General features: G+C 42.4%; 9 protein-coding genes. 4 read left to right on the top strand and 5 right to left on the bottom strand.

Annotated features, from left to right (window positions below; genetic code table 11):
* Positions 1-53: 53 nt before the first annotated feature.
* Positions 54-1,403, bottom strand: a complete 1,350-nt coding sequence (locus tag V5739_RS09505; RefSeq protein ID WP_423817964.1) for a hypothetical protein — start codon at positions 1,401-1,403, stop codon at positions 54-56.
* A 10-nt stretch (positions 1,404-1,413) separates the two neighbouring features.
* Positions 1,414-3,813 (bottom strand): TonB-dependent receptor, encoded by a 2,400-nt coding sequence (locus V5739_RS09500; protein WP_423817963.1) that lies wholly within the window; start codon positions 3,811-3,813, stop codon positions 1,414-1,416.
* Between the two features lie 253 nt (positions 3,814-4,066).
* On the opposite strand from V5739_RS09500, the gene V5739_RS09495 reads away from it, so the two are divergent.
* From V5739_RS09495 to V5739_RS09480, 4 genes are all read left to right on the top strand, one after another.
* A complete protein-coding gene (locus tag V5739_RS09495; RefSeq protein ID WP_423817962.1) occupies positions 4,067-5,047 on the top strand; it encodes a helix-turn-helix transcriptional regulator in 981 nt (326 codons plus the stop codon).
* A gap of 73 nt (positions 5,048-5,120) precedes the next feature.
* Positions 5,121-5,294, top strand: a complete 174-nt coding sequence (locus tag V5739_RS09490; protein WP_423817961.1) for a hypothetical protein — start codon at positions 5,121-5,123, stop codon at positions 5,292-5,294.
* Positions 5,295-5,628: 334 nt separating this feature from the next.
* A complete protein-coding gene (gltB, locus tag V5739_RS09485; protein ID WP_423817960.1) occupies positions 5,629-10,152 on the top strand; it encodes a glutamate synthase large subunit in 4,524 nt (1,507 codons plus the stop codon).
* Between the two features lies 1 nt (position 10,153).
* Positions 10,154-11,614 (top strand): glutamate synthase subunit beta, encoded by a 1,461-nt coding sequence (locus V5739_RS09480; RefSeq protein ID WP_423817959.1) that lies wholly within the window; start codon positions 10,154-10,156, stop codon positions 11,612-11,614.
* Between the two features lie 57 nt (positions 11,615-11,671).
* On the opposite strand, the gene V5739_RS09475 is transcribed toward V5739_RS09480, so the two are convergent.
* The 3 genes from V5739_RS09475 to V5739_RS09465 all read right to left on the bottom strand — a co-directional run bounded on the left by V5739_RS09475 (position 11,672) and on the right by V5739_RS09465 (position 16,592).
* Positions 11,672-12,466, bottom strand: a complete 795-nt coding sequence (locus V5739_RS09475; RefSeq protein WP_266067974.1) for an HAD-IIA family hydrolase — start codon at positions 12,464-12,466, stop codon at positions 11,672-11,674.
* A 95-nt stretch (positions 12,467-12,561) separates the two neighbouring features.
* Positions 12,562-12,921, bottom strand: coding sequence for a hypothetical protein (locus tag V5739_RS09470; protein WP_423817958.1), 360 nt, complete (start codon positions 12,919-12,921; stop codon positions 12,562-12,564).
* Between the two features lie 497 nt (positions 12,922-13,418).
* The gene (locus V5739_RS09465) at positions 13,419-16,592 is read right to left on the bottom strand and encodes a glycoside hydrolase family 2 TIM barrel-domain containing protein (protein WP_423817957.1); all 3,174 of its coding nucleotides are present in this window, start codon (positions 16,590-16,592) and stop codon (positions 13,419-13,421) included.
* Positions 16,593-16,724 lie beyond the last annotated feature (132 nt).

Raw genomic sequence — 16,724 nt, 5'->3', positions numbered from 1 at the left:
ACAAAAAGCTGTAGCCGGAACTGTGGAGTAAGATATGATAAGCTAATTCAAAATTAAAACACTCCGATGAAATGGTTTCCTGGTTCGTTAAGCAGTTGCGCCCCTTTGGTCACTTCACCTGTTACACTGTTAATAACATAGATATTCCCGTCTTTCCCAACCGGGGAAACAGTAACATAAACATTATCTCCATCTACCACAAAGCCCTGGTACTGGAAGAAGTACATATCTGGCTCATAAGGCAGGTCTACTTTTTGTGCAGTTTTGGCATTAAGATCTACTCTTGCAAGGAAGCTCTGTTGAGTGCGGTCACTAAAACTTGTATACGCTGCATCTTCGTGGGTGTACATTACATAAGCAATACCATTTTTCACATATCTCCAGCTCTGGATGTATGAACCTGTAACGTTAAGGGCTTCATCAAGGCTAAAGTCATAGCTGTTATCATATTCATTATCTGTATTGATCTTTAGAATATGAGACCCCCCCGGATCTCTTTGGGTAGCCTGGTAAATATTACCGTCTTCGGCTAAAAAGCTGTTAAAGCTACGGTAACCGCTGGTGTCACCAAATCCTACAGTAGAAGTAATGATCTTAGGATTTTCTAGAGACGGGTAATCTACAACCACCGCTTTAGAACCAAGTCTTTCATAGGCGTTGGCGTCGCGTTCTCCTGTAGCAGGATCTGTTTTCCCCATCCAGGTACCAATAATCAATTTATCTCCCGCAGCGTTAAGTACAGGTGTATCTAACCTAAAAATATGGTGTCCTGCTGCCTCTTCCTCTGCAGGCAGTGGAAGCTCAAAAGATATGTTATTGGAAATCTCAACGTTCTCCATATCTATGGTAACGATGGTCGCTGTACCTCTTGTGTACTCGTAAGTGTCCCCATCATTTACCATAGGGCTGGTTACACTAACGGCTACCCCGTTTTTGTCTCCGTCAAAAAGTTTTACCCATCTTGGAGACGTCCCTGCATATTGTGAGATATTCACCAGGCCTCCTGTTGGTTCAAAGTTATCACCTCCATTAACGATGTACTTTGAGAATTCACCTCCATTGTCACCCCCGTAAGCAATGTTGAACATAGTAGAACCATCTACCGAAGATTGTAATCTCGCTGTTCTTTGAGATCTCACCTGGAAACCGTTATCAAAAACATTGATCGCGTAGTTGGGATCTTCAGCATTTTCTTTTGAAATAGAATAAAGCACGGTTCCGCCATTACCGTTACCAGGAGTTTCGTCCATCACGGCTCCAGCGATGGTAAGCCACCTGCCCTGTTCAGGGTTAGGTTCAGGCGTTGGAGAAAAGGAATCATCATCGCTGCTACATGCCGTAGACAGGCTTAATAGTCCAACTACAGCGGTATAACCAAATAGTCTTGTAAATCTATTTTTCATGTTTAATAATTTAGAATTTATTGATTGAATAATTGAGTTTTAAATAGAAGGCTCTTCCCGGCTTCTGCACGGCAAAATTGTCATAAGCCTGTTTGTTGAATACGTTGTTGGCATCAAAGCTCACAACGAGATTCTTTTTTGGAAAAACGTAGCTCAATCCCACATCCTGTATATGTTGTTCGGGGACCATCGAGTTTTCAAGTCCGCTCCTTTTATTCACCACCCATACATTGTAAAAGGAGTCAACAAAAGCATAGTTATAATAGATGTTTAGTAAAGATTCCTCCTGAAACACATTTTTGAAGGAATACCGGACCGAAGCATTGGCAGTAAAGAACGGTTCACTTGGTATTTGCACGTTGTAGTTAAACAGAACTTTACCATTAGAATCATACTTTGTACTCATCCTGGTATTGAATTTGGACAGGTTGACCAGCAGGTTGAGGTTATCTTTAAAAATATAATTCAGTTCTGCATCAAAGCCTTTAGACTCGGTTCCTCTCAGGTTTACAAAAGGAGCAGTTTGTTGTGCATCATTTAAGGTCATTTGGGGTTCCCTTACAATCATACCGCGTGTGTCCCTTAAAAACCCGGAAGCGTAGAGAGAGACGCTGTGTTCAGCAATTTTATACGGTCCGATTTTGAATCCGAGGTTATAATTATTGCTTTGTTCGGGTTCCAGTCCTGAATTTTCGGCAACATTTTCTCCTACATCCCCAAAGATCTCGTTATCGGTAGGAAGCCTGAGGGCTTTTTCTGCGGAACCTAAGATGGCAATGCCCGAGTTCACCAGGTAAGAAAGTGCCATCCCGTATCCTGTATAATCGAAATTATTACTGAAGTGATGCTCTACCCGCACCTCTTCCCCGTCAATGGTTTCTACACCTGGGTCCATTTGCCTGGTTTTTTGCTGGTAGTACTTTCCGAAGACATTGGCCTTTAATTTATCATTGAACCATCTCGACTCATAAGAAAAAGAGGAAATATTCTTTTCAAGCTCACGGGTTTCAATAAAGTTCTTTCTTATCCCGTTCCAAAGCTCATCATTCTGCTCTCTCGAAATATTGTAAAGCACATGGTGCAGGCCAATTTTGTGGTTGTTGTTAAAGGAGTAAGTAAGTCCGCCCCTAAAAGAGTAAATATCCCGGTAAATATTTGCAATGGTAGGCGCTCCCTGCTGTGCTCCACGCTGCGACGGTATAGGATCTCCCTTTCGGTCGCGGCTAAGTTCACCAGACCAGTTGTAGGTCCAGGTCACGGTATCATTTATAGTTCTTTTGCGCTCGTTATATATACCGTGAAAATTAAGGTCAAGCCCTTTAATAAAAAGGTCAGACTTTTCGTATGTGAGGTTCACAATACCCGCCTCGGCTTCCATGAACCTTCCTTTGTAAGGGATGGTCATGTATGCACCATGCTGAATTTCGTTGTAAGAATCTGAAGCCGTATATCCCACAGAAAATTTATCGGCCCAATTGACCTTTTTGAAACCTGCTTCTAGAATTCCGCCACGGGAAGAGTATTCATCATTGAACCTCTTCACCTTTACATAATCATATTTCCCATTGGGCAGAATGTTGTAAACATTCCTTCCCCAAACCTCGTAATCATTATCGGAATGGTTGTAAAATCCTGAAGCTTTCACAAAAAACCCGGAATTCTCTGCCTGGTAAACTGCATTGAAATTGGATTGGAAAGTATTGAATGAGCCGTAAGAGACTGAAGCATTGATCTGGGTTCTAAAATCATCTTTCAAAATGACATTTATGGCACCACCCAGGGCATCAAAAGCCAGCTCGGCAGGAACCACGCCTTTATAAACATCAATACGTTCTATCATGCTGGGGCTAATGCTGCTAAGATCGAAGGAAGAACCGTAAGACGAAAGCGGGATTCCGTCAATAAAAATCTGGATTGAGTTACCAGACATCCCGTTGAGGTTATAGTCTACAGAAGAACCCAAACCACCACCCTGTCTTATTTTCACCCCCACACTCCTGTTCAGGAGTTCGTTGGTCTGGATATTTCTTACCGCAGCTTCTTCTGTTTCTATGACATTTACCGCAAAACCTTTCTTTTCAATTTCAGATTTTACAGATTCTACATTCAGAAGCACCTCACTCAGTTCATAATCTCCTTTATTTTTAATCTGAAAGTTCTGCACCACGTCTTCCCCATCAATGATCACTTCACCATATTCAACGTGGTTATCCTTCCGGAGTTCAATTATATATGACCCTGAAGGCACCCCTGAAATCTCATAATAACCGGAATAATTTGATGTGGCCTTGAATTCTTCCGAAGTATTTGAGAGAATAACTTCAACATTGGCTGAAGAATATCCATTGTGATCTTTTAAATAACCCGAAACAGTATATTTAGCACTAACTTCCCGCCCGGCCTTTTCCACGGAATTTTTAGCTGTTTGGCCAAATACTACCACCGAAAAAAAGCAGAAGAAAACGGACCAGATATATGAAGATGCAGATTTCAAAAGAATGTGCTTATTTAGATTTAATAAAAATAATTACCTTTGGCAAAAGTAAAGGGAGAGGCTTGCCGTTGGGTAACGCAAAAGGAATTTTTACTTACGTGAAAAGAATAATGTGCCCACCCCGGCCCTTTAGCGAGATTATTTAAAAGGAAGTCAGGCGACAAGACAAATGAAATTCAGGTTAGAAAGTTCTTTTTTTGAAGAAAATGCTGTAGTAAAGACTTTCAGCAAAGATTTTTGCGCCGATGCATTCAGTGAAGAAACCTTCATTATTGACAGGGAGGCTGTTAAAGGCAGTATACAAGAGCTGCACCTGGACCACTTTTGTTTAATTACCCAGGACCTGGAAGCTTCGGCAGGTTATTCAATAAATATTTCGGGAAATTCGCCTCTTTTTAAACTGCATTTTGAACTGGAGGGGGATTATAATTTTTGTCCAGTAGATCCTTCTGTTCCTGCGATCTCTATACCTGCAGGCCATTTCAATATCTTTTACCTGCCCAGGCCCCAGGGCTGTTTGAACTTTAAATCTTCTTCCCGGAAAACCCTTGAAGTGCTGTTTACAGAAAAATTACTTCGGAAGATCATGGGCCCCGATTACAGCGGATTATCTTCATTAAAAGACGGAATTAAAGAAGACCACCCGTTCCTGTTGTGGGAAGAAAGCCGGGTTATTCCGGTAGAATTGCAGCAACACATACGAGAAATAATTAGTTGCCGTTACTGCGGACATATTAAAAAAATTTACCTCGAAGCCCGAATTACCGCCATGTTACTGAGTTTTCTGGTAGACGATGGCGCGAAAAATAGTGTTTCACAGGAAGATCACCTTCCAAAAAAGGAATATACAGGGATTCTACGGGTGGAGGAGCACATAAAAAAGAACTTCAGAAAAAACCTCACCATCAACGAACTTGCTCCCATAGCAGGCCTCAACACCTCTAAACTCAAACAGTGTTTCAAAAAGGTGCATTCCACCACAATTTTTAAGTACATCACCGGGCTGCGCATGGAAAAAGCGAAAGAGCTTATCACCCATGAGAAAATGTCGGTTTCTGAAGCCTCTTATGAAGTAGGTTATAAGAATCCGCAGCATTTTACGGTAGCCTTTAAAAAGTATTACGGGTTTTTACCCAGTTCCCTCAATTAGTTATTGGTTAGTGGTGATTGGTGAAATTTATCACAAAGTCCTGCCTCTTGCCATCTTTTCCAGATTCGGTAATTTGAAACAGGAAGGGGAAAAAGCCGTAGGTCTACTTGCTGTTCCTGTTAATAAGGATCCAGTACAGGGCCACAACGAGAATTGTCACAATTCCTCCTGCTATGTAGATTTTATATTCCATCAAAAAATGCTGGATGACCGGGAAAGACTGAAAGTCGTAAAAACATTAGGCTAAAACCATGATATTTATCAGGTTAGGTCTGTTACAAAAAATACCAGTCAAAAATGCCATTTTTGGACATCTGTAAATCTCCGGTTACGACGCGCTCTACTTCAGTTTAACCCCGTCTTATTTCTTTGCAATTCCCCAGCCTTCCGCAGAAAAATCTCATCCATTTTGAATTGCATAATTCTTAATATGATTCCACTATATTTCTAATTTATCATTTTAATTGATTTATATTCTCAAATCACTATTTAATGTATTAAAATAGAAATTTAGTTATTCTATTATTACAGAAATGGCTATTTTGCTGGATATTCAGTAATTTTTTTCCAAGGAGATCTATATGAGAATGAAGCAACAGGGACTCTACTCCCCCGAATTTGAACACGACAATTGTGGCGCAGGATTTATTTGCAACTTAAAGGGCAAAAGGACAAACGATATTATTCATAAAGCACTTAACATCCTGGTGAGACTGGAGCATCGCGGTGCTGTGAGTGCAGATGGCAGAACCGGAGACGGTGCGGGTATTTTAATAGAAATCCCACACGCTTACTTTAAAAAAGTATGTGATTTTGAGATCCCCAACCCCAAAGAATATGCAGTAGGAATGGTCTTTTTACCACCTGCGGCCAACCAGCGTAAAATTGTAAAGGAGATCTTTGAAAAAGAGATAAACAGGCAGCATTTAAAAATGCTGGGCTGGCGGGAAGTGCCGGTAGACAAATCCTGCCTTGGAAGTGTTGCCGCCCTTAGTGAACCCAATGTGCAGCAAATCTTTATTGGCAAGGATGAGGAGATTTCAGAAAAAGAATTTAATGCCCGACTTTTCACGGCGCGTAAAATAGCTGAACACAAAGTAGAGGAATCTTCTCTTTCGGATTCCTTTCACTTCTATGTAGCCAGCCTTTCTACAACAACCATTATTTACAAAGGGCTGCTTATGCCCGAAGATATTAATATTTACTATACCGATCTTAATGACCACGACCTGGTAACCAAGCTCGCCCTGGTACACCAGCGATTCTCTACCAATACCTTCCCGAGCTGGGATCTCGCACAACCTTTTAGATATATGTGCCACAATGGAGAGATCAACACGCTGCGGGGTAACTTAAGCCGAATGAAAGACCGGGAAGAGCTCTTTAAAAGTGACCTTTTAGGAGAGTATATTAAGGAGATACTTCCTGTTACTGCTGAAGGAAAGTCAGATTCTGCCTCTATGGATACGGTGCTGGAACTTCTTTTACACACCGGCCGCTCCCTGCCCGAAGCCATTATGATGATGGTTCCTGAAGCATGGGAAAAAAGCCCTGTGATGAACCCCGCAAAAAAGGCATTTTACGAATACAATTCGTGTATCATGGAACCCTGGGATGGGCCCGCTTCTATTCCCTTTACAGATGGCAACTACATTGGAGCCCTTTTGGACAGGAATGGATTACGCCCTTCGCGCTATACCGTAACCAAAGATGGGTACGTGGTAATGGCTTCGGAAACAGGAGTCATTGAAATAGCCCCCGAAAATGTGGCACGGCATGGGCGTCTTGAACCGGGCCGAATGTTTCTTGTAGATATGAATGAAGGAAGGATCATTGAAGATGAAGAAGTTAAGAGTAAGATTGTAGCCGAAAGACCATACCAGCAGTGGCTTGATGAAAATTTACTTCCGCTTTCTAATGTTCCCTACACCGGAAATAAAACTCCTGTAGAAAAAACCGATTTCAAAACAAGACAAAAACTTTTTGGTTATACCCAGGAAGATATCAATACCATCATTGCCCCCATGGCAAATTTGTCAAAGGAAGCAATAGGTTCTATGGGATCGGACACGCCGCTTGCAGTACTTTCAGACAAGCCGCAGCTTTTGTTCAATTACTTTAAGCAGCTATTTGCACAGGTGACCAATCCGCCCCTGGACGGAATAAGGGAAGAAATTGTTACAGACATCAGCCTTTCATTAGGAGAAGACAGGAACCTTTTTGAGATAACGCCTGAACATGCTAAAAAACTCCGCATTCAGAATCCTGTGATCTCTAATGAAGACCTTGACAAGATCAGATATATAGACATCCCCGGATTTAAAGCTGTTTCTATCCCCATCCTATACCAGGCTGATAAAGGGCTTAACGGTATGGAAGAGCGACTGGATGAGATCATCATTGAGATCACCGCAGCGGTTGACAATGGATGTAACATCATCATACTTTCAGACCGCAATACCAATAAAGACCTGGCGCCCATTCCATCGCTACTGGCTTGTTCATACGTGCATCACACCGTAAAAAAACATCATAAAAGATCTGGCTTTGAGATTGTAATAGAGTCTGCCGAACCGCGTGAACCTCATCATTTTGCGTTGTTGTTTGGCTATGGTGCCAGTGCGATCAATCCGTTCATGGTAAATGAGATCATTTATGACCTGGTAGAAAAGAATGAGCTGGATGTGACAGACCCCGAAGTTGCCGTTCAAAACTTCAATACTGCAGTGGGAAAAGGAATCATCAAGATCATGAATAAGATTGGGATCTCTACCCTGCACTCCTACCGCGGGGCACAGATCTTTGAGATCCTGGGGCTCAACAAAAAATTTGTAAACAAGTATTTCTGCAGTACGCCTACCCGTATAGAAGGAATAGGCCTGTATGAGGTTGAAAAAGAAATTCAGAAGCGGTACCGCAAAGCTTTTAATCCGGCAGAGGATCAAAAGGGTATGGATCTCGAAATAGGTGGAGATTACAGATGGAGGAGAAACGGGGAAAGACACATGTTTAACCCCGCCACTGTTGCAAAGCTCCAGCAGGCAGTAAAACAAAATAACCCAAAGAGCTATGAGGAATATTCCAGGCTGGTGAATGAACAAACCCGCAACCTCATGACAATTCGGGGAATGTTTAAATTCATAGATCTCAACCCGGTACCTATAGAAGAAGTAGAACCGTGGACCGAGATTGTAAAAAGGTTTAAGACAGGAGCGATGTCTTTTGGTTCCATCAGCAAAGAAGCTCACGAGAATTTATCAATCGCCATGAACCGGATGAAAGGTAAAAGTAATTCGGGCGAAGGAGGAGAAGATGAAAGCCGTTTTCACAAAAGCCCCGATGGCGACTGGAGAAATTCGGCCATTAAGCAGGTAGCTTCAGGAAGGTTTGGTGTTTCTATCAACTACCTCACCAATGCACAGGAGATCCAGATCAAGATGGCCCAGGGTGCAAAACCGGGAGAAGGCGGACATTTACCTGGCCCAAAGGTAAATCAGGAGATCGCAAAGACGAGAAATTCCACCCCTTATGTTGGGCTTATTTCACCCCCGCCACACCACGACATTTATTCTATTGAAGATCTTGCCCAGCTTATTTTTGATCTTAAAAACGCAAACCGGGAAGCGCGAATCAACGTTAAGCTCGTTTCTAAAGTTGGCGTAGGTACTATTGCAGCCGGGGTAGCAAAAGCCAAAGCAGATGTGGTCCTGGTTTCGGGTTATGACGGTGGTACGGGAGCCGCCCCCCTCACTTCTCTGCGCCATGCCGGACTCCCATGGGAACTGGGAATAGCCGAGGTGCAGCAAACCCTGCTCCTCAATGACCTGCGAAGCCGGATTGTAGTGGAATGTGACGGACAGTTAAAAACAGGGAGAGACGTAGCCATAGCATGCCTGCTGGGAGCCGAAGAATTTGGTTTCTCTACAGCACCACTGGTAGCTTCGGGTTGTATTATGATGCGTGCCTGCCACTTAAATACCTGCCCCGTGGGAATCGCCACCCAGGATCCTGAGCTGCGAAAGAACTTTAAAGGTACCCCCGAGCATGTGATCAACTTCATGTATTTTGTTGCACAGGAGCTACGGCAAATCATGGCCGATCTGGGTTATAGAACCATTAATGAAATGGTGGGGCAAAGCCAGAAACTGGATATGAACAAAGCCATAGAGCACTACAAAGCCCAGGGAATAGATCTTTCTAACATCCTGTACAAGCCGGATATTGATGAAAGCATGACTTTATACAATTCAAAGCAGCAGGACCATCGCCTTGATGATGTTTTAGATTTTGAGATCCTGAGGCAGGCACATCCGGCCATATACAGGAAAGAAAAGATGAAGCTGGATTTTCCTATTACAAATATCAACAGGACTACAGGTGCTATAATCAGCAACGAGATCTCAAAAATCCACGGGGCCAAAGGTTTACCAAAAAACACCCTTACCCTTAATTTCACGGGAGCTGCAGGCCAGAGTTTTGGTGCATTTGCCACCCGGGGCCTTACACTTAATGTAGAAGGAAATACCAATGATTACTTCGGAAAAGGCTTAAGTGGCGCCACATTATCAGTTAAAAAACCTTCAACCGCAACTTTCAAATCAAATGAGAATGTCATTATTGGAAACGTTGCACTTTATGGTGCCACAAACGGCGAGGCTTACATCAATGGAATTGGAGGAGAGCGCTTTTGCGTCCGAAACTCGGGTGCCAGGGCAGTTATCGAGGGAATTGGCGACCATGGTTGTGAATATATGACCGGAGGCGTTGCAGTGATACTGGGGAACATCGGAAGGAATTTTGCTGCCGGAATGAGCGGCGGAGTAGCCTATATCTACGACCCTCACAATAAAGTAGACAGCCATAACTTTAATATGGAAATGATCGATTTGGAGAAACCTTCCGAAGAAAACCTGGAAGAATTAAAAACGCTCATCCAGAATCACTACAGTTATACCCAAAGTGATGTAGCCAAAGAAATACTGGAAGCCTGGGAAACTGCTGCTACTGGCTTTATAAAAGTTATGCCTGTGGAATACAAAAAAGCCCTGAAGATTTTGGAAGAAGAAAAGTTGAGAAATGCCCAGACGGAATTAAAAACAGCCTGAAATGAATAAATTAAGAGGATTTTTAGAATACAATAGAAGAGAAGAAGAAACCCTTGCCGTTAAAGACAGGATTAAGAACTATAAAGAATTCACTCAGGAAATGAACAACGAGGAGCTCCAGGAACAGGGCGCCCGTTGCATGGATTGCGGAATTCCATTTTGTCACAGCGGCTGCCCCGTTGGTAATCTCATCCCCGATTTTAATAATGCAGTGTATAAGAATGACTGGAAACGGGCTTCAGAAATTCTGCACTCCACCAACAACTTTCCCGAATTTACAGGCAGGCTTTGTCCCGCACCCTGTGAATCGGCTTGTGTTTTGGGGATTATAAAATCGCCCGTAGCCATAGAATTGATGGAAAAGTACATTCCTGAACGTGCTTTTAAAGAGGGATGGATACAACCTGCACCTCCAAAAGTACGCACAGGTAAAAAAGTGGCGGTGGTAGGATCTGGACCGGCAGGTTTGGCAGCAGCGCAGCAGCTAAACAGGGCAGGACATTGGGTGACAGTCTTTGAAAGAGATAAAAAACCAGGAGGATTACTGCGATATGGCATACCCGATTTTAAGATGGAAAAATGGGTGATAGATCGCAGGTTGAATGTTTTGGAAGAGGAAGGCATCACCTTCAAAACAGGAACCAATATTGGAGTAAATTATGATGTGGTAAAGCTGAAGGAGTTTGATGCGGTAATTTTATGCGGCGGTGCCACTCAGCGCAGACCTCTACCCATTGAGGGAGCAGATGCACAGGGAGTGGTACAGGCTATGGAGTTCCTTAAAAGAAACAATGAAGTAGTTGACGGGCAGGCCGAACCAGCAGAAGCCCTCAACGCCCGTGATAAACATGTAATTGTAATTGGCGGGGGAGACACAGGATCAGATTGTGTGGGGACTTCTAACAGGCACGGTGCAAAATCTGTAACAAATTTCGAGATCATGCCTATGCCGGCAGAGACCCGTACAGATGCCAGCCCATGGCCCTACTGGCCTTTTACCCTCAAGACTACTTCTTCTCATGAAGAAGGTGTTGAAAGAAACTGGAGTATTGCCACCAGGGAGTTTATAAAGGATAGCAACGGAAAGCTGAAGGCCCTTAAAACCATAGAAGTGGAATGGGTAAATACCGGAACCGGCAGACCTCAGCTAAGGGAAATTCCCGGAAGCGAGAAAGAATGGCCGTGTGACCTGGCCCTTTTGGCCCTGGGATTCACCGGGCCAGAAAAGACCCTGAGTGAAAAATTAGGTTTGGAGGTAGACGAAAGAACCAACATAAAAGCCGAAAATAACTACCAAACCAATATTCCAAATATTTTTACAGCAGGAGATATGCGCCGTGGGCAATCTTTAATTGTCTGGGCAATTTCTGAAGGCAGGGAAGCAGCAAGAAGTGTTGATATGTTCCTGATGGGAACCACGCAACTTCCTACCAAAGGGCCGGGAGATTTACCGGCGGCTTAACCGTTATAACAAAACAAAAAAGCAGCTATCAAGGCTGCTTTTTTGTTTTCATTGTTTCTAAGCAAACGACTTATTGTGCAGGTTAAACACCTCCTCAAGGTCCAGGTCCTTTACTGAATCTACAATAATGTCGGGTTTAAAGGCATAGTCATTCAGGCTCTCTCTGGTAGAAATTCCCGAGAGCGTAAGTATGGTGGTGTAACCCAACTGCACGCCGCCTAAAATATCTGTATCCATAGTATCTCCAATGATCACAGTTTCCTTTGCTTCAAGTCCGAGATATTTGCGGGCAGAACGCATCATTACCGGGCTGGGTTTACCTACCGAAAATGCCTTTTTCCCTGTGGCTTCTTCAATCATGGCCACTACGGCACGAATCCCCAGGTTGGTCCAGCCTGTTTTTTTAGGGGACGGGTCAAGGTTTGTGGCTATAAGCCGTGATCCCGAAAGGATCATATCTACTGCCGAATTCACCATTTCAAGAGTGAAATTGCGGCCCTCTCCCACCACTACAAAATCTGGACGTTGATTCACAAGATTATATCCTTCCCTTGCGAGGCTGGTAATCAACCCGCCTTCCCCCAGGACGTATGCACTGCCGCTGGGCTTCATAAAGGAGAGGAAAGAAGCTGTTGCCATGGCACTCGTGTATACATTCTGCTCAGTAATATGAATTCCCATTTTTGCAACTTTATTCACCGCATCTAATGGGGTACGCTGGCTGTTATTGGTCATAAACAGGAATGGAATATCCATTTCCTGAAGTTTTTCAATAAACTTATCGGCTCCGGGGATCAAAGTGTCATTTCCATAGATCACTCCATCCATATCTATTAAAAATCCCTTTTTCATAGGCTTTAAATTTGATTGGCTAAAAGGTTCTCACAGCACCAGAATTTGGTGCAGTATTACGTCCCTGAAGTTACGCAATCTTTTAAAACCGGTGGTTAGAGCAAAAAGATATTATCATTAAACTCTTTCCCTTTGAAGACCCGTGCGTAGAACTCCAAATCTCCTCGTGTAGTTTGAAAGGAAGCTGTTAATTTATCCTCCAGTTCATCAAGTGGAAATTGATACACCGTGATCTCGGGATAAGATACAGCTCTTTGCTTCGACTCATTCACCCCAATCTCAATCTTCTCAAGATGTGCGTTGTAGGAGGCGTATTTCGCAAATAGATTGTGCTTGATAAGTTCCACTAAACCTCCAGGCAGGCTCTTATTTACCCTGCAGCTTTCAATCATTTTTCCCAGCGAGGTCTTCCAGAGCGACCTCATCTCATTTTGGGTTACGTAAGTTGTGGTCATATTTTCTAAGTTTTATGCCGAAACAATTTCTTCTTTTCTGAAATTTTCTTCAGAATGACCCTTCAAAAATGGCATTTTTGAACAGCCTTTTTGAAGGGAATGAATATTTAAGTTAAATCCAAAAAGCTCTTTTTCACCTCCCGAATATCACTTTTCAAATAACCACCCTGTTACTTCAAATTATTAGCAACAAAATTTAAAATTGAGATTAAATTTACATAAAAAAAGACACAACCCCCTATAAATCACTGTGATAAACTATATTTTTATGATAAAATGAAATCCTACCCCCAAATTTTATGAGGTTACTATTTATAAATGACATTTTTATTAAATTAATTATATAGAAATCCATACAAAGTCATTTGCGGGTAGAAAAATGAGCTTTCCCTTCCAAAAATCATAGTCACTTCTACCCTTTTTGAAGGCTAATCTTCTTACAGAGAAGGGTAAAATTATTTTTGAACTTGTTATCACCTGAAAATTTCAGAAAAAATTTATTCGATCAGAGAAATCGTAAATGAGTATTCGTAACTGTCATTTTCAAGCCTGTAAGGTTCATGAGGGTAGGCGCCCCAGCTGTTATCACCGCCGAGACCGCGCTGTTTATAATCAATATGAAGAAATACCTTATCCTGCACCTCAAGATCTACGGGGTGTCTCCCTGTTTTCCTTTCTCCTGCATCAAGATCTTCTGTAGAAATATTAAGCGCACTAAACCCTAAAGGTTGACCTCCGGTGATTTTAATTCCGCTGCCGGAATTATCCTTAAGTGAAATCCAACGAACATCGGTTTTGTATCCGGCTTCCTGCGGCCTTATATATTCCCAGGTGAATTGGTTTGCCACCTTATCCTTATAAACACCTAAAAAAGCCGAAGTATTTCTATCGGAATAATTTTCCCAGGGACCACGGCCATAATATTCCAGATGCTCAAAGTTGCCCGGCAGGATCATGCGCATACCAAATCTTGGAATTTCCGGAAGATCTTTTTCAGAATTAAGAGTTGCGGTAACCTGAATATTTCCGTTGTTTTCAATTAAATAATTGACTAAAAAAGGAACATCTACCCCTGCCAGGTGATAAGTAACCGTTATTGGCTGACCTGCTTTAGTCTTTTTACCCACTTCGACCTTAGTAACTTCAGAATTATAAGTTGCATCTTTCCATGCCTTAAGTCTTTCGGGCATCCTGTTCCCATAGTCGTTATCTGTTGGTGCCCTCCAGAAAAATGGTTCAGGAAATTGAGCAATCGGTGCTTTATTCAAACCTTTACGCTTATAAATTTCAAAATTTCCGGTTCCTGTATTAAACACTCCTTCAACCATAGCTGTTGAAAACGCCATTTTATTACCATCCCTCTTGATTTGTAATTGACCTGAAGTAATATCTTCCGATTCAAAAAAGTCATTTTTACTTAACCGGAATTGTTCGCGTGCAACTTCATGTCCCGCCGGAACCAACGCCCTTGCATTTTTTGAATAAGCATAAACGTTTAAGAAATATTCTTTATCACCGGGTGCTGGAAGTTCGATTTTCACCTCTTTAGAATCATTGGGTGCAACTTCAGTATTAAACTTCCCGGTTTTCACCACTTCTCCATTCGCTAAGAGTTCCCATTGAAAATCAAACTCATTTAGATTAGTAAAATTAAATTCATTCTTTACCTGAATTGCATTTTCCTGCTTTTCAAATTTAATGTTCTGATGCACCTTTTTCACCTCGTGAAGTGCGGGATGCGGGGTACGGTCTGCACTTACCAATCCGTTAGCATTAAAATTCCCATCATTATAAAGGTGCCCGCCACCTAGATCACCTCCATAAGCCCAAAATTTGCGGCCATCTTCGGTCTCTGCCTGTAAACCCTGGTCTACCCAGTCCCATATAAATCCGCCCTGCATGTGATCGCTGCTCTCGATAATATCCCAGTATTCCTGAAAGTTTCCGCTGCTATTCCCCATGGCATGCGAATACTCGCACATGATGAAGGGCCGGGTTTTACTTTCATCTTCAGCATAACTCCTCATATAATCCAGACCCGGGTACATTGGTGCCACAATATCGGTATTGCGCTCCTGCCCGGCCTGTTCAAATTGTACCGGTCTTGTGGTGTCTCTTTCTTTGATCCAGTCATACCCATCAAAGAATACCGGGCCGTTCCCACTTTCATTGCCTAATGACCAGATAATTATTGAAGGATGATTTTTGTTGAATTCTACCATTCGCTTCATGCGCTCTAAGTGTGCCGGTGCCCATTCTTCCAAAAAAGCCGGATGAACCGTTTTATCAAAGCCTCCCTGGTGTTCGGCTCCCATGCCGTGGGTTTCTATGTTTGCCTCGTCTACCACGTACATCCCGTATTCATCTGCCAGGTCATAAATGCCGGTATCATGAGGATAATGGCTCATTCTTATTGCATTGACATTGTTCTTCTGCATCAATTCAATGTCTTTTACATTGAATTGATGATCTGGCACATGCCCTTTTACAGGGTGATGCTCATGCAGGTTCACACCCTTTAGGGTTTGTGGCTCTCCATTGATCATCAATTGGGCATTTTTTATCTCAATTTCCCTAAACCCCGTTCTTCCAGCCAGCGCAACCACTTCTTCCCCTTTTTTATCTAAAAGGGTGATAGTGTAAGTATATAAGTGAGGATATTCTGCGCTCCATTTCTCTACGGAAGGAATTATTTTTTTGAACTGAACTTCCTTCTGATGTTTTGAAACCTGTTTTGTCTCAGAATAAATTTCTCTTCCCCCGGCATCCAGCAAAGTGAATTTTATATGGGGCTTTACTGTTCCTCCCTTATCAAATTCCTGAAGTTTTACATCTACAACAAGATTTCCATCCTTGTAATTATTAGCAAGACCACTTTTAATGAAATAATCCCATAGCGTGGTTTTAGGCAATGCCTGTAAGTGCACGTCACGTTCAATCCCACTTAAACGCCAAAAATCCTGATCTTCCAGGTAACTGCCATCATGCCATCTAAATACCTGAACAGCCAGAAGATTTTCTCCTTTTCTCAAAGCTGAAGTGATATCAAATTCAGCCGGGGTCTTGGCAGCTTTGGTCATCCCTATTTCGTTCCCATTCACGAAAATTCGGGAATAACCTGAAATGGAACCAAAATGAAGAATAACCTCTTTATCGGTCCAGGTCTCAGGCACTGTAAAGGTTTTGCGATAAGAACCCACAGGATTGTAGATCTCTTCCTCCCCTTCTTTAGTATTTAAATTCAGGACTTCTCCGTTGGATGTAGTTTTATCTGAAGGAAATCCTATGTGCGGCGGATTCTTCGGAAAAGGATATACTACATTGGTATAGATAGGAATTTCATAATCTTCCAATTCCCAATTGGAAGGAACATTAATTTCATTCCAGTTACTGTCATCCAGATCTTCTTTATGAAAATTCGAAGGACGTTCACTGGGATGCTTAACAAGATTAAATTTCCACTTACCATTTAAACTCTTGTAAAGATTGGAGGATTCCCTTTTTCGCCCCAATGCTTTAGATGCCGACTCAAACAGTACGAAGTCACTGCGGCCTTCCAGTTTGTTCCTGTCAATTGCCAAAGGAATCTCCCATTCGTTGCTCTGCTGGGCAAAAGTGTCATTATTCACCAATGTTGTTAGGAGGATGAAGAGTAGGTGCTGGATTTTCATTTAAAAAAAATTACATTTTAGGACAAAGAAGACTCCTGGTCTTTTATTTATTCCTCACCATTGCTGGTTGTAGGAATAATCTGATCTAAAAGTATTAAAATATTACCTCTTAACATTTTGTATGGGAAGAAA

This window comes from Salinimicrobium sp. TIG7-5_MAKvit (assembly GCF_049569215.1).
In the GTDB taxonomy this organism is placed as follows: Bacteria; Bacteroidota; Bacteroidia; order Flavobacteriales; family Flavobacteriaceae; genus Salinimicrobium; species Salinimicrobium profundisediminis.
Note: the sequence above shows the minus strand (reverse complement) of the source record. Positions and strands in the feature narration are given on the sequence as shown.

Coding starts and splice junctions, on each gene's coding strand:
- V5739_RS09465 (WP_423817957.1), bottom strand. CDS start 16,592: ATGAAAATCCAGCACCTACTCTTCATCCTCCTAACAACATTGGTGAAT.
- V5739_RS09505 (WP_423817964.1), bottom strand. CDS start 1,403: ATGAAAAATAGATTTACAAGACTATTTGGTTATACCGCTGTAGTTGGA.
- V5739_RS09475 (WP_266067974.1), bottom strand. CDS start 12,466: ATGAAAAAGGGATTTTTAATAGATATGGATGGAGTGATCTATGGAAAT.
- gltB (WP_423817960.1), top strand. CDS start 5,629: ATGAGAATGAAGCAACAGGGACTCTACTCCCCCGAATTTGAACACGAC.
- V5739_RS09480 (WP_423817959.1), top strand. CDS start 10,154: ATGAATAAATTAAGAGGATTTTTAGAATACAATAGAAGAGAAGAAGAA.
- V5739_RS09470 (WP_423817958.1), bottom strand. CDS start 12,921: ATGACCACAACTTACGTAACCCAAAATGAGATGAGGTCGCTCTGGAAG.
- V5739_RS09495 (WP_423817962.1), top strand. CDS start 4,067: ATGAAATTCAGGTTAGAAAGTTCTTTTTTTGAAGAAAATGCTGTAGTA.